This window comes from Gordonia sp. UBA7860 (genome assembly GCF_002500165.1).
Lineage (GTDB): Bacteria > Actinomycetota > Actinomycetes > Mycobacteriales > Mycobacteriaceae > Gordonia > Gordonia sputi.
In genome coordinates this window covers 999-21,536 of sequence record NZ_DLSO01000146.1, presented here as the reverse complement: position 1 = coordinate 21,536, position 20,538 = coordinate 999, and the positions used below count along the sequence as shown (strand labels likewise).

The window sequence follows — 20,538 nt, the reverse complement described above, 5'->3', positions numbered from 1 at the left end:
CACCCACACGTGGGCGTACTGGGAGGACATGGTCTGGCGGGCCAAGAACAGCAGGTGGTTCCACGACAGGTGACCGATGTTTCCGCGCGTTTTCAGGGGATGCGACGCGCGGAACGGTCTGACTGACGTGGACGTCCTCTGCGACGCCGATGTCACGCCCGTGACCGAGGATGGGGAGCGGTTGCCCGTCACACCAACGCGGCCGCGGGCGTGACATCGACGATGTGCGATGTGGACGATATTCAACTTCGACGATCCGCGACATGGACAATTCGCGACACGGACGATTGGCAACCTCGACGATCCGCGTTACCGACGATTGGCAATACCTATGCCCGCGTCACCAATCGGCGAGGTCGACGTAGCCGTCCTGGATGGCTCGGACGAACAGCGCGGCCTTCGACGGCGCGGGCCTGCCGACCGCGCTGTACTTCGCCCGGATTCGGGAGATATGGGTGCTGACGGTCGTCGCACCCAGGAACAGCTGTCGAGCGGCTTCCTCTTTGGACTCCGAGTGCAGCCACGCCACGAGGACCTCGACCTCGCGCGCGGACAGCCGCGCGCGCAACGGCCCCTGGGTGGCGGCATCGATTCGATGGAGGGGAATCGGTCGATTCTGGACTAGCGGTGTCTGGTGCATGGACTCCCTGCGTTCACGCCGAGTGCGGTTGGGGGCCGTGAGGTCGACGGTTGTGATAGTGATCGAACCTGTCGTCTCATCGGTTGAATTATCTTCACCGCAGTGCTTCCGACGCGTCGAATGTGGCGCGTCCGTACAGCAAGTCGATACGACTGTCGATACGCTGACCTGCACAAAAGAGCAGGAGGCTTGATGACGCCGGAGTCGGTGACGACGCGCGAAGAACTCGGTCGCGCACTCACGGAATTGCGTGTCGGTGCGGGGCTGAGTGTGCGGGATGTCGCGGCCGATGCGGACGCATTGCTCGGGACCGTCGCCGGTTGGTTCGCGGGGCAGCACGCACCGACCCGCGCGAGCCGTCAGATGTTCGAGAGGGTTCTCGGAGTCTGCGGTGTCACCGATCCCGAGGATGTTGCCGCCTGGTGGGAGGCCGTCGAACGCAGTGCGCGGAGGACCGGCCGTCGTCGGACTCGGCCCGACTCCCCGTATCGCGGATTCGCGACGTTCGACGCTGCCGACGATCAATACTTCTTCGGACGCGACGAGCTGGTGGCCAGACTCGTCGACCTCATCGTCGCGACACGCAGCGCCGACCGGGAGACCAGCGGTATGGCGCGCGGCGTGATGGTCGTCGGAATGTCGGGTGTCGGAAAGTCGTCGCTCGTCCGTGCGGGCCTCCTTGCGCAGGTCGTCCACGAGGGGCCGCTCGCCGGTTGGCGGTGCGCGGTGATGACGCCGGGCGACGACGCCTTGGCGGCCCTCGACGCGGCGATGGACGAGTTGGCCGCGCACGAAAACACCGATCGGCCCGCGCTGCTCGTGATCGATCAGCTCGAGGAGATGTGGACGCAGAACTCCGACGACGTGCGCAAGCAGGCGATCACGCGGATTCTCGACGCCGCGCAGGCGCCCGGCTCCGACATCGTCCCCGTCGGGGTGTTGCGCGCCGACTTCTACGGACGCGTCGTGCCGTGGGTGCCCAAGACGCTGGAGAACGCCCAGTTGGTGGTTCCGCCGATGCAGCGTGAGCAGTTGCGTGAAGTCATCGTCGGGCCGGCGCGCGTCGCCGACGTCGAGGTCGAGCCCGACCTCGTCGACATGCTCCTCGACGACGCCGTGCCCGCGGCGGGCTCGACGGCAGCCGGTGATCTGCCCCTGCTCTCCTACGCGCTGCTCGCGACCTGGGAACAATCCGACGGTCGGCGGATGACCGTGCGCGACTACCTCGCGACCGGGCGCATCGGCGGTGCGGTCGAGCAGGCAGCGGAGAAGGTGTACGGAGAGCTGTCCGCGGACGAGCAACAGATCGCGCGACGCATGCTGCTCGCGATGGTCAACGTCGACGAGGACGGGGTCACCCGACGTCGGGTTCCGCTCGACGAACTGACCGCCGACGGGGACTCCCGCGCCGCGCACGTGCTGGAGAACTACGCGGCGTCCCGCCTCGTGACGGTGTCGTCGTCGCATGCGCAGGTCACCCACGAGGCATTGCTGACCGCGTGGCCGCGGTTGCGCGGATGGATCGACGACGACCGTGAACAACTCCTGTTGCGTCGGAGATTGCGCGCGTACTCCGAACCGTGGGACGCCGACGGCAGGCCGGACGACATGCTGATCGGTGGGCCGCGATTGGAGGTCTTCGACCAACTGGCGCAGGAGTCGGACGACGACCCGATCGACCCGGTCAGCAGCGAGTTCCTGGCTGCCGCGACCGCTCGACGATCGGCAGAGGCAGACCGCGAGAAGCGTCGATCCGCTCAGTTGCGGCGCGTGGCACTGTTCGCCGCGGTGTTCGGGGTCGTCGCGGTGATCGGTGCTGTCGCCGCCGTCGCCGCGGGTGTGAACGCCGTCCATCAGCGAGAGGCCGCCGAGACTGCGAGAAACGAGGCACTGAGCCGGCAGTTGTCGGTGCAGTCGGCAGAACTCGGTGAGCGTGATCCGTTCATGGCGGCGCAGCTGGCGATGATCGCCTACGAGGCATCACCGACGCTCGAGGCACGTTCGCGTCTGATTGACGCAACGGGCCGCGGCGTGCCGACCCGATATCTCGGCGACCCCGGCTCGGTGCTCATGTCGCGCGTCGGCTCACTGATCGCGGCGGCGGGCGCGGGCGGTCAGGTCCGTCTCTTCAAGGTCGACGATGACGGGGTGCAGTCGAGGGTCGCCGAGTTCCGTGCGCCCGGCGGTGGCGGGCGGTTGGCGGGTGTCGCACTGATGCCCGACGCCCGCACGCTGCTACTCGGCGGACGCGGAACGATCACCGCCTGGGACATCGCCGATCCCGCACATCCGTTGCGGCGCTACGACTTTCCCGATGTCAGTGGCGACATCAACAGACTCACCGTCAGCCCGGACGGCCGGTTTGTCGTGGCGTCTGTTCCGGACAGGGGTGTCGAGGCATGGGTAGCACAGGGGCAGACCTGGCGGTCGGTTCCGTTGCCCGCGAAGGTCGCGGGCGTCGCGGGGGCGGCAGCGTTCAGCTCGGACGGAAAGTCGCTGGCGACCAGCAGCGCGAACCGCCGGGTGGATCTCTGGCGGATCGACGGTGACGCGCTCGTCCCGTCGGGCGAGATACCACTCGACGAATGGCGCGACAACGAACTCGCGCAGGGACTCGTCTACACGCGCGACGGGACGCGACTGCTCGCCGGGCTGCGGAGTCGGGTGATCCAGGAGTTCGACGTCGCGAATCCCGCAGCACCACGCTCGGTGGCGCGTTTCGGTGGTTTCAACAGCTACGTCAATGCGGTGGCGTTGAACGGCGACGACACGAAAGTCGTCGGCGCGGGTGCCGACAACACGATTCGGGTGTTCGACCGCTCGAATCCGGCTGCGGCACCTCGGGTTCTGACCGGGTCGTCGAACTCGGTGTCGGTGGTCTTTGCGGGCGATGACATCGTCTCGTCGAGCGAGGACGGGCGGGTCCAGGACTGGCCTCCGGTTCTCGGCATGACGTCGGTCGGTACCAACAGCGTCTACCAGATACCGGCGAACCGCGACGCGACGACGATCGTCGCCGCGGACACGGGCACCGACGGTCGGATCACGCAGTGGCGCGTCGAGCCGTCAGCGATCGTGCGCGGCGGACCAGACCTGATACCTGCTGCGGGACTTGTGTACTCGGGTGCCGTGGTGATGTCTCCGTCGGGTCGCGTGGTCACCACCGGAACAGTCACCGGGACAGTGCAATTTGCCGACTACTCGAATCCGCAACAGCCACGCGTCGTGGGCAGCGTCGCGGCGCAACCGACACTCAACGAGACTGTCGACTACAGCGAGAAGTCCGGTCTGGCGGTCACCGGCGCCACCGACGGCAACAACCTGACGGTCATCGACGCCACGACGCTGTCGGCCCCTCGTGTCGTCTCCACGTTCGACGCCGGCGGCGGGATCGCGTGGGCGTCTCTGAGTCCCGACGGGCGCACGGCCGCCGTCGCAACGGTGACGGGTCCGGTGCGACTGATCGATCTCTCCAATCCCGCTGCGCCGCAGGCATATCCCGATCCGATCACGTTCAAGGCCTCGGCGCTGTCGGTGCGCTTCGACGCCAGTGGCACATCGATCGTGTCGACGTCGGAGGAACGCAATGTCGAGGTGGCCGACATCTCCGACAAGCGGCATCCGCGCAGGACGGCCGAACTGTCCGGACCTGCCGGGCAGCTCTACAGCGCTGGATTCTCCGCGGACGGCAAGAGGGTGATCGCGGGTGGGAGCAACTCAGAGGTGTGGGTGTGGAACCTCGCTGATGCTCAGGCAGAGGTGGTGCTGCGGTCGTATCCGGGCCGCGTGTACGACGTCCGCTTCCTCCCCGGCGACCGCATCGTCGCGGCAGGGCAGGGAGGCTTCATGGAGACCTGGACACTGAGCCCGGGACAGATCATCGACGAACAGTGCGCTCACGGCGCCGACCCGATCACGCCGGAGGAGTGGCGCACGTATATCCGCGGTCTCGACTACACCTCGCCGTGTAGGCGGTGACCGGCCCGCCCGCAGGTCTGTGACACGCCGCGTGACTACCCTTGGTAGACGTGCGTACATTCCGTCGGCCCCGCATCGACACCGATACGACGTCCGGAGCTACGACGTCCGGACCCACGACATCCGGAGCGCAATCGCTTGCCGTCGAGGTGTCGGGGTCACTCGACGACGGCGTACCGGTGGTTCTGGTGCACGGCATGGCCTCCGACCACACCACCTGGCGGGCGTTCGCCAAGGCACTACGACGCCGCGGCCGCGCAGTTGTGTCGATGGATCTGCGCGGGCACGGAGTGAGCAGTCGCGAGAAGCGATACGGGCTCAATGATTTTCGGTCCGACGTCGCGTTCGTACTCGACGAACTCGGTCTCGATACCGTCGACCTCGCCGGCCACTCCCTCGGTGCGCACACCGCGCTGCGTGTCGCGATGGATCAACCCGGGCGAGTCCGATGCCTCGTGCTCGAGGAGGTCCCGCCGATGCCCCGCGATGACGCCGATCTCGCCGAGGAGATCGCGGTCGACGCGACACTCGGCGAACGCATACGCGGCCTGGGACAGTTGCTCGCCGATCCGCGGCCGTTCCTGCGTTACGACCGGTCGGTCACCGATCAGGTCAATGCCGAGTTCGCGGTCGCCGCACCGCAGTGGTGGGCCGCACTCGACGACGTGCGTGCGCGCACACTGGTGATCTCCGGCGGTGAACGCAGTTTCCTTCCGCCACGGCATCTTCGGGCGCTGAGCGAGCGACTTCCCGACGGCTCATTCGAGATCATCGACGCCGGCCACTCGGTTCACCGTGATCAGGGCTCTCGGTTCGTGAGTCTGGCGGGCGACTTCCTCTCGGTGGTGACATGAACGACGGGGAAATGAAGGGTGCCGACATGACGGAAACAGATGCCGCCCCGAGCGGGTCATCGCTGCCCCCGGTCGAGGAGATCCTCGAGACCGCGCGGGTCGTCGCGTTGCCGATGCGGACACGGTTCCGCGGTATCACCCGCCGCGAGGCGCTGATCTTTCGTGGTCCGGCGGGATGGGGCGAGTTCGGTCCGTTCGTCGAGTACGACGACGAGGAGTCGGCGGCGTGGTTGGCGGCCGGCATCGAAGCCGCCTACCTCGGACCGCCTGCCGCACAACGTGACTCCGTTCCGCTGAACGCGACGGTGCCTGCCGTCGCCGCCGACCAGGTCGCCGACATCCTGGCTCGTTACCCGGGAGCGACGACAGCCAAGGTGAAGGTGGCCGAGTCCGGGCAGTCGCTGTCCGACGACGTCGACCGTGTTGCGGCAGCTCGCGCCGTGATACCTCGGGTCCGGATCGACGCCAACGGGAAGTGGTCTGTGGCGCAGGCGATCTCGTCGATCCGTGCGATCGGCGACGTCGAGTACGCGGAACAGCCGTGTGCGACCGTCGACGAGTTGGCCCAGGTGCGTCGTGCGGTCGAGGTACCGATTGCCGCCGACGAGTCGATCCGTAAAGTCGCCGACCCGATGCGGGTCGTCGCCGCGGACGCTGCCGACGTCGCGGTGCTCAAGGTGGCACCCCTCGGCGGCATGCGTGCGGTTCTGCGGTTGGCCGACGAGATCGGTCTGCCCGTCGTGGTGTCCAGCGCCCTCGACACTGCGGTGGGAATGGCTGCGGGCGTGGCTGCCGCGGCGGCGCTCGACCGTCTCGACCTCGCGTGCGGACTCGGCACCGGCTCGTTGTTCGCCGTCGACGTCGCGGACCCGTTCCTGCCCGAACACGGCGTCGTCGCCCCGAGATGGTTTGGCCCCGACGCCGCACTCGTGTCCGACGACGCCGCCGCCGATCCCGAGCGGACAGCGTGGTGGCACGACCGTGTGCGCCGGTGTCACGACGTGCTGCGTCGACGCGGCGCCGAGCCGGACTTCACGAAACCATAGAGACATTTGCGCCGATCTGTTCCAATGGGGTGAGAGCTGGATCACATCGACAGTGCGCTCACTTCGGGTGCGGGTCGGTTGTGTAGCTGGTCCAGCTGCTCAGATCCACCTGCTCTGATCCACCTGGACGGAAGGCTGCGACATGACGATCATCGCTCCAGCGCCTGCGGGAAGTGGACTGCGCGCGGTCCCGTGTGCCGACCGCAACGGGATGCTCGAGGTGCTGTCGATGCGCCGCGACCCGTTCGGCTACTCGGCTGCGCGCCGCGCTGCGTACGGCCCGATCTACGGAATCAACGCGCTCGGGCTGAGGGTGGTGGTCGCATCCGGAGCCGACGCCGCCGACGAGATCCTGCGCAACCGTGACCGTGCGTTCGCCAACGGGCCCGCCTGGGGTTACTTCATCGGTCCGTTCTTCAATCGCGGTCTGATGCTGCTCGACTTCGACGAGCACCGTCACCACCGGCTGCTCATGCAGCAGGTGTTCTCCAACACGGCACTCAAGGGTTACATGCAGGAGATGTCGCCCATGATTTTCGATCGCATGCAGCGGTTCCCCACGGAAAAGGTGCTGTTGGCCAACGAGTTCAAAGCACTGACGCTCGACGTCGCGCTCGAGGTGTTCCTCGGCGTCGAACTGCCTCGCGATGAGGCAGACCGTCTCAACGAGGCGTTCATCGAGACGGTGCGCGCGGGAGTTGCGTTGGTGCGCAGACCTGTTCCCGGTGGACGTTGGTGGAAGGGTCTGCGATCGCGTCGAGTTCTCGAAGAGTTCTTCTCCTCCGCGATCGCCGACAAACGGGCGCGGGAGACTCCCGACCTGTTCTCGGTTCTCTGTCACGCCGAAACCGAAGAGGGGCAACGCTTCACCGATGACGACGTGGTCAACCACATGATCTTCGTGTTGATGGCCGCACACGACACCTCGACGATCACCATGACCCAGATGGCATACCACCTGGCCCGCCACCCCGAGTGGCAGCAGCGTGCGCGCGACGAATCAGATGAGCTGCCAAGCGAACTCGGATACGACGATCTCGGCTCGCTGAACACTCTCGACCTCGTGATGAAGGAGTCGTTGCGGCTGTGTCCGCCGGTGCCCTCCCAGCCGCGCGCGGCGATCGCCGACACCCACATCGGCGACTTCTTCATCCCTGAGGGCACGATGGTCTCGATCTCGCAGCTGACCAATCATCGCGACCCTGAGATCTATTCGGAGCCCGACCGATTCGACCCCGAGCGGTTCATGCCCGACCGTGCTGAGGACAAACGGCACCGGATGGCGTGGGCGCCCTTCGGTGGCGGCGTGCACAAGTGCATCGGCCTGTACTTCGGGCAGATGGAGATCAAGACGATCATGCATCAACTGCTGCGCGGCTACGAGTGGTCGGTGTCCGCCGACTATCGAATGCCGATGGATTACAGCGCATTACCGGTTCCCAAGGACCGGCTCCCCGTGACGCTGTGGCGGCGATGACCGCTCGACGGGCAGCGGAACGTACTGCTGGCGCCGCAGACGCTGGAGAGTCGGGGGAGCCGCCTCGCGACGTCCGACAGCGCAAGCGTCGTAACACCCGCAGTCCCGCGGATCAGGAAGCGGCGATCCTCGCCGCCGCGGCCGACGAGTTCACGGTTGCCGGGATAGCGCAGGCGAACGTCGATGCGGTGGCCGCGCGTGCCGGGGTCAGCAGAAGCACGCTGTATCGCCGGTTCCCGAACAAAGACGCTCTGCTGCTCGCGGTCGCGGCTGACCGGTACGAGCGGGGCATGCGCACACTCGACGCCGCGGTGGCCGGACTCGGGCCGTCCGACGCCGTCGTCGAGGCGTTCTATCGTGGCGCCCAGATGATCTCCGACGATCCGCTGCTCAACCGGTTGATTCTCGCCGATCACGGCGTGAAGCGACTCACCGCCGAACTCGGTGCACTCTTCGTCGAGGTCGCCACGGCGCGCATCGCCGCTGTGCTGCGCGACGCGGGCGCGCAGATGCCCGCCGACGATCTCACTCAAGCCGTGGAAATTCATGTGCGACTGGTCATCTCGTATCTGGAAATGCCGGCATCGGATGATTCGCGGCGCGAGCCGAGCAGTGTGCGTCACTTCGCGGCGACGTTCCTCGCTCCGATGATCTGGTGAGAGTGCGTTCCCACGTCCTAGGGTGGATGCGAAGTCGCGTCGGTGGGTTGAGTGAACGAGGAAGTGTGCCGGCGGCGTGGCTCCTTACGCGCAGTACGAGACAGGGAGGGCGTGCGTCATGACGCGGCGCGCAGGTTCGGGTTCGTCGACAGGAGGTGTGTCCGTCGACGGGTCCGTGGCGAGCGATCGGACGCTCCTCGAAAACGAGCGCGGTGCGCGGGCGGAATTGCGAAGCGCGCTCGATGACCTGCTCGACGCCGAGGTCGACGCGGGGCTACGGCCCGGTGTGCGTCGGGTGTGGTGGGTGCTCGTCGGGCTGGTGGTGATCGGTGCCGTCGTCGCGGCGGGCGTCGGAGTGGCCGCGTGGGCGAGGGCGGCGCATGCCTACACCGACGACGACTATCGGCACACCGCCACCGAGGTGGCGTCGCTGCTGCTGTCGGCCGATCCTGCCGACCCCGCGCGAGCGCGCCGCATCCTCGACCACGCCACGGGCGGATTCCACGACGAATTCGCCCAATCGGCGAGCAGCTACACCGAGTACGTGCGACGCACCGGAACCGTCGGGGATGCGACGGTCGACGCGTCGGGGGTCTCGGCGCGCTCCGGCGACGACGCGACTGTCCTCGTCGCGGCCGCAGTCAGCTATCGCGGTCAGCAGCAGACGCCGGTGCGCCAGTTCCGGTTGACGATGCTGGTCGTGCCCGACGACGGGGCGCTCAAGGTGAGCGCCGTCAAGTACCTGCCATGAGTGCTGGGGAAACGAGCGCTGGGGAAACGAGCGCTGGGGAAACGAGCTCAGCGGATTCGCGGGAGCGAACGAGTCAGGTTCGCCGACAACGGATTATCGGAACCCGGATCATCGGCACCCGGATTATCGGAACCCGCCGTGCCGTCGTCCTCGTGCTGTGTGCCGCGCTCCTGCTCGTCGCAGTGGCGACGGGCGTCGTGGTGGCATCGCGCGTGGTGGCACACAACGGTGCTGTCGAGCAGGCGCGCACCGAGTTGCGCGAGCAGGCGGGGTCGACGGTGGCAGCGGTCTTCACCGTGCACTCGGCGACGTGGCAGACCGACCGCGCCCGCGCCCGCAGTCTTGTCGCGGGCGACTTCGCGGAAGGCTTTGCCGCGCAACTCGGTCGCGCACCCGACGGCGGTGTGACGGCCGTCGAGTGGCGGCCCGGCGACGTCGCGGTGTCCAATGCGCAGACAGACAGCGGAACAGTGCTGATGACCGCAACCGTCACCACAACGCGCACAGACGCTGCTCCGGTCACCGAGAAGCGAACGGTGAGTGCATCATTCGCCGAGATCGACGGTCGCTGGCTCGTGACCGGAGTCGAGGTGCTCGCGTGAGTGACATCGCGAAGCCCGAGAAGGTGAGATCGGACGACCCGGGATCGTCGGAGGACGAGCGTGTTCTGGCGGCTGCCGCTCGGGTCGACGAGGCCACTCGGACGGCGCGACGCGCGCGGATCGCAGCGGCAGATGCGCTACGCGCGCGTGCCCGTCGCCGATCTCACGCACTGCGTATCGGATTGGCCTGTGCCGCAGTGCTCGTCGTCTGCGGACTGGTGGCGATCATCGTGCTCGCAGTGGTTGATCATAGGCAGGACGAGCGTGCAGCCGGGCAGCGTGCCGCGCTGACCGCCGCACGCGGCGCGGTGACGGCGATGCTCACCGCGACGCCGAAGGACGCCGCCGGCTACGCCGACCGGATCATCGCGAACAGCACTGGCGCAGAGCATGATCGGCTGAGCAAGGCACGTGACGCACTGGTCGCCGCGGTCTCCTCCGCGGAGACCGGGATGTCGGGTCGGGTGATCGCGGCGGGACTGATCAGCGATCCGACGTCGACGTCGGATGGGGCGCGTGCCGACGCGCTCGTCACCGCTCAGACCTCCGATCCCGCTCTGCTGGGCGCCGATCCGGACACCGACGTGATCACGGTGCGGCTGTCGCTTGAACGCGTCGGCGGGACGTGGAAGACCACCGAGGTGGTGGTGAAATGAGGGCTGGTGCCGGCATGAGACCGCTCGTCGTCCACCACAGGCTGCCGCGTCGTGCGCGCAGAGCGCTACTCGCGGCGTCGCTGATTGTCGTCGTTGCGTTGGTTGTCGCGGCGGTGTCGTGGACCCGTGCGTACACCGACAGGCCAGCGCCGGACGACGCGGCGCGCTCGGCGCTGCTGACGGCCACCGAACGGATCGTCGAACAGACGTTGCGTGTGGCGCCGAATGCGTCGCAGAAGCAACGAGAGACGGTGGCCGCCGGGCTGACCGATCCACTCGCAACCCGGTACGCACTCCATGGACCCGACGCCGTACTACCCGGCGCGGTTGCGGGCGGGCTGACCGTCGAGGCCGACGTCGTCGATGCGGGTGTTGCGTCATACACCACGTCGGCCGCGCGCGTCCTGGTCTTCGTCGACGAGACGCTCGGGAACTCGACAGGCTCGAGCGACGAGAATTCGCCGACCAGAACCCCTATTGCTCGGTGGGCGGACATGCGTAATGTCGACGGGAACTGGTTACTGGCCGACCTCACACCCGTCGGGGACATCACTCGCTGATGCGGAGGCATCGCTCGGACGCGAGGCATCGCTTTCGCCGACGCCTGATCGGGCGAGTGTGATCGTGCCGAACGAGAGGATCTCATGAGCGCAACATCGGGTGTCGTGATCGTCGGGGCGGGACTCGGAGCGATCCGTGTGGCCGAAAACCTCCGCGCCGACGGGTACGACAAGCCGATCACGCTGATCGGTGCCGAACCGCACCCGCCGTATGATCGTCCGCCGCTGTCGAAGTCGGTGCTGCTGGGCAAGGACGACCGCGTCGACCTCAAACCGGCTGCCTTCTATACCGATTCGAATATCACGCTGCGTCTCGGTACCACCGTCGGCTCCGTCGACACCGACGCGAAGACGGTGTCCGTGGTCGACGAGGCGGGTGAGCGCAGCGTCGTCGAATACGACACGTTGGTGCTGGCGACCGGTCTGCGGCCCCGCGCGTTCCCGGGCACCGATGCGATGTCGGGTGTGCATACCCTGCGTACGTTCGCTGATGCTCTCGCGGTGCGATCGGCCATCGATGCGGCGCAGAACGCTGTGGTGATCGGCGCCGGATTCATTGGCTGTGAGGTGGCGGCGAGTCTCTCGTCGCAGGGAATCGACGTGACCATCGTCGAACCGGCACCCACACCGCTAGCACTCGCGCTGGGGCCGCGGATCGGAGCGCTCGTCACGCGGATGCACGAGGCCAACGGGGTCACGGTGCGTACAGGGGTCGGCGTCGCCGAGATCGTGGCGGGCGAGGGCGGCGCAGTCCGCGAGATCACGCTCGACGACGGGTCGGTCCTGCCCGCCGACCTCGTCGTCGCCGGCATCGGATCCACACCGGTGACCGCTTACCTCGACGGGTCGAACATCGAGCTCGCCCCCCGCGAGGTCGGCGGCGGAATCGCTTGCGACGCACAGGGACGCACGTCTGTGCCGGGCGTCTACGCGGTCGGCGACGTCGCCAACTGGCTCGACGACGCAGGCGATCCACGACGGGTCGAGCACTGGAACCACACGATCGAGCAGGCTGCGGTCGTGGCCGCCGACATCACCGGCGGAGAAGGTGTGACGGCCGCCGTGCCGTACTTCTGGAGCGACCAGTTCGACGTCAAGATCCAGGTGCTCGGTGATCCGCGCGCAGAGGACGACGTCCACGTCGTCTCCGACGACGGCAAGAAGTTCCTCGCCTACTACAGCAGGGCCGGCATACTCACCGCGGTCGTCGGCGCGGGCAAGGTCGGCGCCGTGATGAAGACACGTCCGAAACTGCTGACAAGGACGCCGATTTCGGAGCTGGTGCCCGACGCATGAGGTATGCCGTCGAAGCATCGGGACGCGCGGATGGCTGACGCGGGAGGGTCCGCCGAGGACGTGATCGCCGCGATCGACGAACTGGCCGATCCGGAGCGCGCCACGTCGATGGCGTCGTACTTTCAGGCGCATCCGGGCGGCTACGGCGGCGACGACGAGTTCCTCGGTGTCCGGGTTCCCCAGCTGCGCGCGATCGCGAAGCGGTTCCGTGGGATCAGTCGCGGCGAGGTCAGTGCTCTGCTCAGCTCGCGCTACCACGAGGTACGACTGGCCGGATTATTCTGCGCGCGTGACGGATTCGATCGTGCCGATGCTGCAGAGGCTGACCTGTGGGTTGCGGACTACCTCGCGGCGGTGGCAGCAGGGGCGGTGAACAACTGGGATCTCGTCGACTCTTCTGCCGATCCGATACTCGGTGAATGGTCGTGGCAGCACGGCGATGTGGACGTGCTGGTGGATTTCGCCGCGCGAGATGATCTGTGGGAGAAGCGGATCGGAATCATCGGGACCTTCGCCTGGATCAAACACGCCGACGCACAGGCGTTGGCGGCGGTGGCGCCGCTGGTGATCGACGACCGACGGCCGCTGATCCAGAAGGCGTTCGGGTGGATGCTGCGCGAGATGGGTAAGCGCGTCGACGCCACGGCGCTCACGTCCTATCTCGACGACCACGCCGCCCACATGGGCCGTACCGCACTGGGATACGCCGTCGAACACCTCGATCCGGAGGCGCGGGCACACTACCGGTCACTGCGCTGAGCGCACTGTTGCTGCTGCGCTGAGCGTACGGGCGGCTACTGCGCTGAGCGCACAGGCGGCTACTGCGCTGAGGGTGGGTGCTCGGCTGCTTTGTCGGCGCGCAGCATGCGTTCACGGAGGTCGTCGTAGATCGCTGGACTGCGGAGGAGTGAGGCGATCACGACGGCGCCTGCGCCTGCAGCGAGCATCGCGACGGCGGCGCTGGTGACTGTCGTCATCTCGATCACCAGGATGATCCCGGTCAACGGAGCCCTGACGACGGAGGCGAACAGGCTCGACATGCCGACCAGTACCAGGGGTAGTGCGAGCTGGGTGGCGAGCGTCGACGAGAAGAGGTTGATCAACCAGGCGAAGAGAAGTCCGGACAGTGCGCCGAGCGCGAGCATCGGCGCGAAGAGTCCTCCTGGTGTGCCTGCCGAGTAGGAGAGCGGGCCTGCGATGAACCGGATGACCAGAAATCCGACAAGTGACATGATCGCGATCCGGTGACCGTCGAGGATGCGCTGGGTGAGTGAGTCGCCGCCACCTGCCAGGTCGGGTGAGATCAGCAGCAGGGCGCCGATGAGTGCGCCGATCATCGCGGCCTTCACCATCGCCGGAATGCGGTGCAGCGCTTCAAACCACGACAGGCACGCTCTGATCAGCCAGTTGTAGCCGACACCGAGAAGTCCGACGAGGACGCCGAAGACCATGAAGAGCGGCAACGTACCCAGAGCCGGGGCGGCTACGTTCGAGACCTTGAAGTCGGGCATGTCACCGAGGACGACGCGCGAGCACGTGACCGCTGTCGCGACCGCTGCAAGCGTCCACACGACCTCTCGGATGCGAACCTTCTTGGCGACCTCCTCGAAGACGAACATCGCTCCGCCGATCGGAGCGTTGAACGCCACGGCGAACCCGGCGCCGGACAGAACTGTCTGCAGGCCACGGATCTCGTCCTTGCTCGCCCGACACCATCGCCCTGCTGCAGCACCGATCGCGGCGGCCATGTGCACCGTCGGGCCTTCGCGACCGAGCACGAGACCGCCGACGCCGATCGACAGCAGTCCTCCGACGAAGCGCGCAGGCACAACCATCAACGACGGTGGCTCGGCCTGTCCACGTTCGACGGCCTCCACATGTTGGATTCCGCTGCCCGCTGCGCGTGGCACCTTGATCGCGATCCACGTCGCGGCGGCCGCAGCCGTCGCTGAGATGGCCAGCGGGATAAGCCAACCCACGGGACCGTGGTGATCAGACCAGTCGACGACGTCGACCCGCCAGGCGTCGAGTCGGGTGAGCAGCCAGCGGAACGCCCCGCCGACGAAACCCGCGACCACACCCGCCGCCGCCGCGACGAGAGTCAGCAGAACCAGCGCTCGTGCGTCGAGGCGGTCGTCGTCGATGCGGTGAAAGCTGTGGTCGTCGGTGGTCACTTCGAGTGGCGGAAGACTTTTACGGCCGCTGCGATGAGCGGAATCTGAAGGGGGAGTCGGCCTATCGCGATCGCCTTGTACACCGTTGGCTTGTGCCACCACATGCGGACCATGTTGATGTTGGCCGGATAGACCGCGACGAAGAGTGCGGCAGCCGATCCCGCGGCGAGTCGACGGGTCTGCGGCACAAGCAATCCGGCGCCGATGCCGACCTCGGCGACGCCCGATGCGTAGGTCAGTGTGCGGGCATCGGTGCCGAGCGCTCCGGCGATCTCGGGCGGCACGATCTCGTCGAAGGGTTTCGGTACGGCGAAGTGCAATGCGCCCATTCCGAGCAGCATGCCGCCGAGCACGCGCGCCAGACGGTTGGAGGGGACGTCTGGCGCCATGTCAGAACTCGATTCGCAGTCGGTCGGATGTGGGGTGTGCCTGACAACCCAGGATGTAGCCGTCCTCGATGTCTTCGGGGTCGAGCGCGCCGTCGTTGTCCATCTCGACGCTACCCTCGGTCAATGTGCAGGCGCACGAACCACATTCGCCCTCCTGACAGGAGTACGGGGCGTCGAGCCCGGCGTCGAGCATGATGTCGATGAGCGATCGGCTCCGTGGCCAGGTGAGTTCGTGTGTCTCGCCGTCGAGTTCGACCTCGACGGTGGCCGCTGCGGCCTGTTCGTCGGCGGAGACCTCGGCGAGCTCATGGTCGGCGAAGGGGTCGCCTGCCAGTGAGTTGTACACCTCGGTGTGAACGTCGTGGTGTGCGAATCCGGCGGTGTCGAGGGCGCGGTGCACCGCGTCCATGAACGGGCCGGGGCCACACATGTACGCGGTGTGCCCGACGTAGGGAGAGAAGATCTCGGCGAGCGCGGCGTCGGTGGGCAGACCCCTGTCGGTCTCGAGCCAGTGGACGACGGTCAGCCGATCCGCGTTGGCGCGGAGCAGTTCGTCGAGTTCCGTCGAGAAGATGACGTCGTCGACGCTGCGGTTGGCATAGAAGAAGACCACGGGGACCGTCGACGACGCGAGGGCGGTCTTGAGGATCGACATCACCGGAGTGACGCCGCTGCCCGCGGCGATGAGGAGTAGCGGGTCGTCGAGAGTGCGTGGAGTGAACACCCCCGACGGTGGGAGTACCTCGATCTGCGTGCCTGCGGCGAGGTTGTCGCACACCCAGTTCGAGCCGTAGCCGTCGACGGTGCGCTTCACCGTCACCTTGGGTAGCGCGTCGGTCGCTGGCGAGGAGGCCAGTGAATAGCAACGCGCCACCGAGCCGGTCTGCTCGCTGGGGATGCGAAGTGTGAGGAACTGGCCCGGCTTGTAGTCGGTGAACGCGTCCTTGTGTTCGTCGGGGATCTCGAACACGATCGAACGCGCATCGGCGGTCTCGTCGATCACCTCGGCCACGGTCAGGATCACACTGCGTGATCCGTGCGGGGTCAGTTCTGCCATCTCGCGGAGTCTCCTGCGTACTGTCGTTCTCGCAGCCGGGTTCGGCCAAAACGAGAACATGTTCTAGTTCAGCCTAGCGTAGCCGATCGGCCCAGGGTAACGGCTGGACTGTGGGCTTGTCGGGGCAGGACCGTCGGGGAGCGACAGTCTGGCAAGAACTAGGCGAGTGCCGTCCGCAGGAAGTCGTCCCACGCCGCCCACTGTGCTGCGTTCATCTCGGTGTGGCTCCCGGTCCCGAGGACGGTCCGGTGGTCGACACCGTTGGCGACGAAGTCGGCTTCGAGCTTGGCATGCAGCGGCGAGGGAACCGTGAGGTCGAGTGCGTTGAAAAGCAGCAGCGTCGGCCTGGTGTAGCCCGACGTCGGCACCGACATGTACCGGTCGAGAGATGCACGCAGTTCCGGCGAACCGAGCGGCTTGGCGAGCAGGCTGCCGAACGCGGTTCCCGCCGGAACCGTCGGGGCTGGGCAGCCGTCACCGACCTTGTCGACGAGGCTGCGTCCGTACGGCGACAGATAGCTGTTGACGTCGACGGCCGGGTCGGCGACGCGATTGCCCGCAAGGACGGCGAGCAGGTAGCCGTAGGCCTTCTCCAGCACGGCAGGTGCCGGCGGGACGTACGGACCGAGGAAGGCCATCACCTTCTCGACGTCCGATTCGGGGTCGACGGCGATGGCGCCGCGGAAATCGGTTGGCGCGCCGTACCGGCTCTGCATGTGCGCGGTGGCCAGCGCGGCCTGCCCACCCTGCGAGGGACCAGCTACCACCCACTTCTTGGCAAGACTTGGTTCGACGCTGCGTGCCGCGTGCAGGAGGTCGATGGTTGCCGCACCCTCGGAGTCGTTGTTCAGGTAGGGGTGCACGCCGGTGCGAAAGCGACCGAGGCCGACGTAGTCGGGCGCGACGACCGCGTAGCCGGACGCCAACAGCCGCGAGGTGAACCTGTCCGCCTTCGCGTCCGGCCCGCTCTGGCCGCCGCAGCCCGGTCCGTAACCGGAGGTGCCGTGGGTATAGGCGACGACGGGCCAGCCTCCGGCCGGCGCTTTGCCTGCGGGGAGTAGGAGACCGCCGCTCGCAGGCACCGGCTTGCCGTCCGCGCCGCGCGTCCAGTAGTCGATCGCGAGGCCGTGGGCGGCGCCGCGCCAACCGTCGGGCCGTGCTTGCGTGTCGATAACTGCTCCGGCGGTACCGGATTCGGTCGCGGCGGGTGCTGCAGCGGTGGGAGCTAGAGCAGGGGGAGCGGCGTCGGCGAGCGGGGCCGTCAACGCCAGGCTCAGCGTAGCGGCGGCCGCGGCGAGCGCCGCTCGGGTGGATACGGCGACTCTCACGACTGCGACCTCCGGAAGAACGGTGAATTGTTAGGCCAGCGCAGAATACGTCGACCGTGTCGCAGAAACGGGTGTTTCTGACAGATGCACGCGAAGCTTTGGTCGCGTCCGTCAGAAACACGCGTATTTGCGCAGGGTGTTGCTCAGTGCAGGGCGCCCAGGCCGTCGGCGAGAGTCGCGCAACCCGACACGATCAGCGCGGTCAGGTCTGAGTCGGGGTGTGCGAGCCACTGCTCGTACGCGGCGAGGGTGGTGCCCAGGCACATCCAGCCGATGGTCTGCGGCACGTGCTCTTCGACGTCGAGTCCCATTCTGCGCGCACAGAATTCGGCTACCACGCGACGCCACTCCGCGTACATCAGCATCGAGTATGCCTGCAGCGCAGGTACTCCAAGCAGAAGTGACATTCGACGACGATGGTGTTCGAGGTAGTCGTCGTCGACGGCGTTGAACGACACCAGGGCGTCGGTCAGGGCCGCGGCGATCGGGAGATCCGCGGGGATCGCGGCGAGCAGCGTGCGCATGTCGTCGAGATGTGCGTCGAAGTCGCCCCAACAGATCGCGTTCTTCGACGGGTAGTAGCGGAACAGTGTGCGCCTCGCGATGCCCGCGGCGTCGGCGATGTCGTCGACGCTGGTGTTCTCGAACCCCGACTCGGTGAACATGTCGATCGCGATGGTGCTGATCTCGTCGCGCGTCGTGATGGGCCTGCGCCCCGGTGTCGCTGCGCCTGTGCCGCCCGAGGTAACTGCGGCTCTGCCGCCCGAGGTCGCTGCGGCTGTGCCGCCCGGTGTCACTGCACGGATCGGCGTGGGGTCCGAAGGGTTCATCCTCACCTGTCCATCCGGATAGTTTTCGCTTTCAGGTGTTTTCCTGCACCCGGTGCCATTATAGTGTGGCGTGATCCACTTCACTTCACCAACACAAGGAGGTCTGGATCATGGCAGATCAGTCAGCCAAGTCTGCACAGGATGTTGCGGCAACCACCGGTGTTCCGGCGGATGTCGACGCCGAACTCGTGGGCGAGTCGCTCGTCGAAGAGGTGTCGATCGACGGGATGTGCGGGGTCTACTGATGTCCGCACCGACATCCCTTCCGGTCACCGGGGGTCGCGACGCGGCCACCGGTGATCCGGTACCGCACGCAGAGTCGGCGCCGGCGTCGCACGTGTTCGATTCGACGCAGGCTTGGCAGCTCAATCCGAAGGTCGCGCTGCGGCCCGAGCCGTTCGGTGCGCTGCTCTATCACTTCGGAACCCGCAAGCTCTCGTTCCTGAAGAACCTCGCGGTGGTCGGCGTAGTCGAGTCCCTGCGCGATCACGACAGCGCCGACGACGCGCTGCACGCCGCGGGTATCGACGGCGCTGCGCGACCGCTCTACCTCGAGGCCCTCGCCGCGCTCGCGTCGTCGGAAATGATCTGTCGCCGCTGACGTTTTGGCGATGAGCTTCCGGCGCTGATTTTTCGGGCGTGGCCTGAACCTCGGACCGTAGAAGACCAGCCCTCTTCGTGCCTGCTCGTCCACGCATGCTTCAAGGAGTCATGATGACCACACTCGAGTTGCCGCCCAGCGCAACTGAACTCGCTGCGACCTCCACGATCGCGACGTCGGCCCGTCCGCCGAAGGTCGGCAGGCTCGTCGACCAGTTCGAGAAGGGCCTCGACGCCCCGATCTGTCTCACCTGGGAACTCACCTACGCGTGCAACCTCGCGTGCGTGCACTGCCTCTCATCGTCGGGCAAACGCGATCCCCGCGAACTCTCCACCGAGCAGTGCAAAGCGATCATCGACGAGTTGCAGCGCATGCAGGTCTTCTACGTCAACATCGGCGGCGGCGAACCGACTGTGCGACCGGACTTCTGGGAGCTCGTCGACTACGCCACCAGTCATCAGGTGGGAGTCAAGTTCTCCACCAACGGTTTACGTATCGACAAGGCGGTCGCACAGCGGCTGGCAGCGTCGGACTACGTCGACGTGCAGATCTCGCTCGACGGTGCCACCGCAGAGGTCAACGACGCGGTCCGCGGACCGGGCTCTTTCGACATGGCGGTACGGGCGCTCGAGAATCTGTCCGACGCGGGTTTTCGCGACGCCAAGATCAGCGTCGTGATGACGCGGCAGAACGTCGCGCAACTCGACGAGTTCAAGGCGCTCGCCGATCGCTATGGCGCCACGCTGCGCATCACGCGGCTGCGTCCGTCGGGTCGTGGCGCCGACGTCTGGGATGACCTGCACCCGCTGCCATCTCAGCAGCGCGAGCTCTACGAATGGCTTGTGGCACATGGTGAGAACGTGCTCACCGGCGACTCGTTCTTCCATCTGTCGGCATTCGGATCAGGCAGCGGTGGGGGCTTGCCCGGCCTGAATCTGTGCGGCGCCGGACGCGTGGTCTGCCTGATCGATCCTGTCGGCGACGTCTACGCGTGTCCCTTCGCGATTCACGAGAACTTCCTCGCGGGCAACATCGTCTCCGATGGGGGGTTCAAGGAGATCTGGCAGAACTCCGACCTCTTCACCGAACTACGCGAGCCGCAGAACGCCGGCGCGTGCACGAAGTGCGCGCACTTCGATGCCTGCCGCGGCGGGTGCATGGCGGCCAAGTTCTTCACGGGTCTGCCGCTCGCGGGACCCGATCCCGAATGTGTGCAGGGTTTCGGTGAGGAATTGCTCGCCGGCGAGCGATCCAAACCCACTGCGAACAAAGATCATTCGCGTGGGACGCCCCTGACCCTGATGACTCGCAGGCCCGACGGCGACTTGACGCCGGTCGGCGGCCCGCCGTCGAAGAACTGCGACGAGAACCCGCTCGCGGGCTTCTCGCTGTAACAACCCAGCACGAGCACGCACCCCGCCCGGTCCGACACCGGGCTCATCCGAACGTGCCCGCGGCATGATGAAATAGGTAGGAACACAACCATGGTCAGCAATCCCTGGGCGCGCAACCCCTGGTTCGAGACGGTCCACGAGGCGCAGCGTCGAGCAAAAAAGCGCTTGCCGAAGTCGGTCTACTCGTCGTTGATAGCGGGAACGCAGGGTGGGCACACCACCCACGACAACGTCGCTGCGTTCGAC

Annotated in this window: 19 protein-coding genes and 1 pseudogene; 14 read left to right on the top strand and 6 right to left on the bottom strand. The window is 66.8% G+C overall.

Translation table 11 applies throughout. The annotated features are described in order from the left end of the window. Positions 1-340: 340 nt before the first annotated feature. On the bottom strand, positions 341-640 hold the full coding sequence (locus B3T59_RS18225) for a response regulator transcription factor (RefSeq protein ID WP_005203855.1): 300 nt from the start codon (positions 638-640) through the stop codon (positions 341-343). Between the two features lie 192 nt (positions 641-832). Here B3T59_RS18225 and B3T59_RS18220 point away from each other — a divergent pair, with 192 nt between their 5' ends. The 11 genes from B3T59_RS18220 to B3T59_RS18170 all read left to right on the top strand — a co-directional run bounded on the left by B3T59_RS18220 (position 833) and on the right by B3T59_RS18170 (position 13,278). Next, complete coding sequence (locus B3T59_RS18220; protein ID WP_064868264.1) at positions 833-4,618, top strand: NACHT and WD repeat domain-containing protein; 3,786 nt, start codon at positions 833-835, stop codon at positions 4,616-4,618. Between the two features lie 50 nt (positions 4,619-4,668). Next, a complete protein-coding gene (locus B3T59_RS18215; RefSeq protein WP_373278528.1) occupies positions 4,669-5,472 on the top strand; it encodes an alpha/beta fold hydrolase in 804 nt (267 codons plus the stop codon). A gap of 26 nt (positions 5,473-5,498) precedes the next feature. Then, positions 5,499-6,518, top strand: a complete 1,020-nt coding sequence (locus B3T59_RS18210; RefSeq protein WP_287004604.1) for an o-succinylbenzoate synthase — start codon at positions 5,499-5,501, stop codon at positions 6,516-6,518. Positions 6,519-6,660: 142 nt separating this feature from the next. Further along, positions 6,661-7,995 (top strand): cytochrome P450, encoded by a 1,335-nt coding sequence (locus B3T59_RS18205; RefSeq protein ID WP_064905580.1) that lies wholly within the window; start codon positions 6,661-6,663, stop codon positions 7,993-7,995. Beyond that, positions 7,992-8,654, top strand: coding sequence for a TetR/AcrR family transcriptional regulator (locus B3T59_RS18200; RefSeq protein ID WP_064905599.1), 663 nt, complete (start codon positions 7,992-7,994; stop codon positions 8,652-8,654). The genes B3T59_RS18205 and B3T59_RS18200 overlap by 4 nt, the downstream gene beginning before the upstream one ends. A 118-nt stretch (positions 8,655-8,772) precedes the next feature. Beyond that, positions 8,773-9,405, top strand: coding sequence for a hypothetical protein (locus tag B3T59_RS18195; protein WP_197501516.1), 633 nt, complete (start codon positions 8,773-8,775; stop codon positions 9,403-9,405). 152 nt (positions 9,406-9,557) lie between these two features. Then, a complete protein-coding gene (locus B3T59_RS18190; RefSeq protein ID WP_231894686.1) occupies positions 9,558-10,007 on the top strand; it encodes a hypothetical protein in 450 nt (149 codons plus the stop codon). Beyond that, positions 10,004-10,663 (top strand): hypothetical protein, encoded by a 660-nt coding sequence (locus B3T59_RS18185; protein ID WP_082965551.1) that lies wholly within the window; start codon positions 10,004-10,006, stop codon positions 10,661-10,663. The genes B3T59_RS18190 and B3T59_RS18185 overlap by 4 nt, the downstream gene beginning before the upstream one ends. A gap of 14 nt (positions 10,664-10,677) precedes the next feature. Further along, entirely contained in the window at positions 10,678-11,223 is a 546-nt protein-coding gene (locus B3T59_RS18180) for a hypothetical protein (protein WP_064905583.1), read from the top strand. 84 nt (positions 11,224-11,307) lie between these two features. After that, positions 11,308-12,519: an NAD(P)/FAD-dependent oxidoreductase gene (locus B3T59_RS18175; RefSeq protein WP_064905585.1), complete on the top strand. Its 1,212-nt coding sequence runs from the start codon at positions 11,308-11,310 to the stop codon at positions 12,517-12,519. A 30-nt stretch (positions 12,520-12,549) separates the two neighbouring features. Further along, positions 12,550-13,278 (top strand): DNA alkylation repair protein, encoded by a 729-nt coding sequence (locus B3T59_RS18170; RefSeq protein WP_064905587.1) that lies wholly within the window; start codon positions 12,550-12,552, stop codon positions 13,276-13,278. 59 nt (positions 13,279-13,337) lie between these two features. Here the strand turns inward: B3T59_RS18170 and B3T59_RS18165 are convergent, their stop codons facing one another. The 5 genes from B3T59_RS18165 to mftR all read right to left on the bottom strand — a co-directional run bounded on the left by B3T59_RS18165 (position 13,338) and on the right by mftR (position 18,297). Continuing rightward, complete coding sequence (locus tag B3T59_RS18165; protein ID WP_064905589.1) at positions 13,338-14,693, bottom strand: chloride channel protein; 1,356 nt, start codon at positions 14,691-14,693, stop codon at positions 13,338-13,340. Beyond that, positions 14,690-15,082 (bottom strand): DoxX family protein, encoded by a 393-nt coding sequence (locus tag B3T59_RS18160; RefSeq protein ID WP_005203882.1) that lies wholly within the window; start codon positions 15,080-15,082, stop codon positions 14,690-14,692. Before B3T59_RS18160 ends, B3T59_RS18165 begins: the two co-directional genes overlap by 4 nt. Position 15,083: 1 nt before the next feature. After that, positions 15,084-16,139 carry a ferredoxin--NADP reductase gene (locus B3T59_RS18155; RefSeq protein WP_005203883.1) on the bottom strand — a complete coding sequence of 352 codons (1,056 nt, stop codon included), beginning with the start codon at positions 16,137-16,139 and terminating at the stop codon, positions 15,084-15,086. A 158-nt stretch (positions 16,140-16,297) separates the two neighbouring features. Beyond that, positions 16,298-17,467 (bottom strand): lipase family protein, encoded by a 1,170-nt coding sequence (locus B3T59_RS18150; protein ID WP_287004602.1) that lies wholly within the window; start codon positions 17,465-17,467, stop codon positions 16,298-16,300. Between the two features lie 143 nt (positions 17,468-17,610). Next, entirely contained in the window at positions 17,611-18,297 is a 687-nt protein-coding gene (mftR, locus tag B3T59_RS18145) for a mycofactocin system transcriptional regulator (protein WP_287004601.1), read from the bottom strand. 170 nt (positions 18,298-18,467) lie between these two features. Here mftR and mftA point away from each other — a divergent pair. The 3 genes and pseudogenes from mftA to mftC all read left to right on the top strand — a co-directional run. Continuing rightward, positions 18,468-18,542: pseudogene (gene mftA / locus B3T59_RS18140) on the top strand (mycofactocin precursor MftA); the annotation flags it as partial. Beyond that, a complete protein-coding gene (gene mftB, locus B3T59_RS18135) occupies positions 18,542-18,898 on the top strand; it encodes a mycofactocin biosynthesis chaperone MftB (protein WP_064863179.1) in 357 nt (118 codons plus the stop codon). The pseudogene mftA and the gene mftB, both read left to right, overlap by 1 nt. 113 nt (positions 18,899-19,011) lie before the next feature. Continuing rightward, positions 19,012-20,292, top strand: a complete 1,281-nt coding sequence (gene mftC / locus B3T59_RS18130) for a mycofactocin radical SAM maturase (protein ID WP_064863183.1) — start codon at positions 19,012-19,014, stop codon at positions 20,290-20,292. The last annotated feature ends 246 nt before the right edge of the window (positions 20,293-20,538 follow it).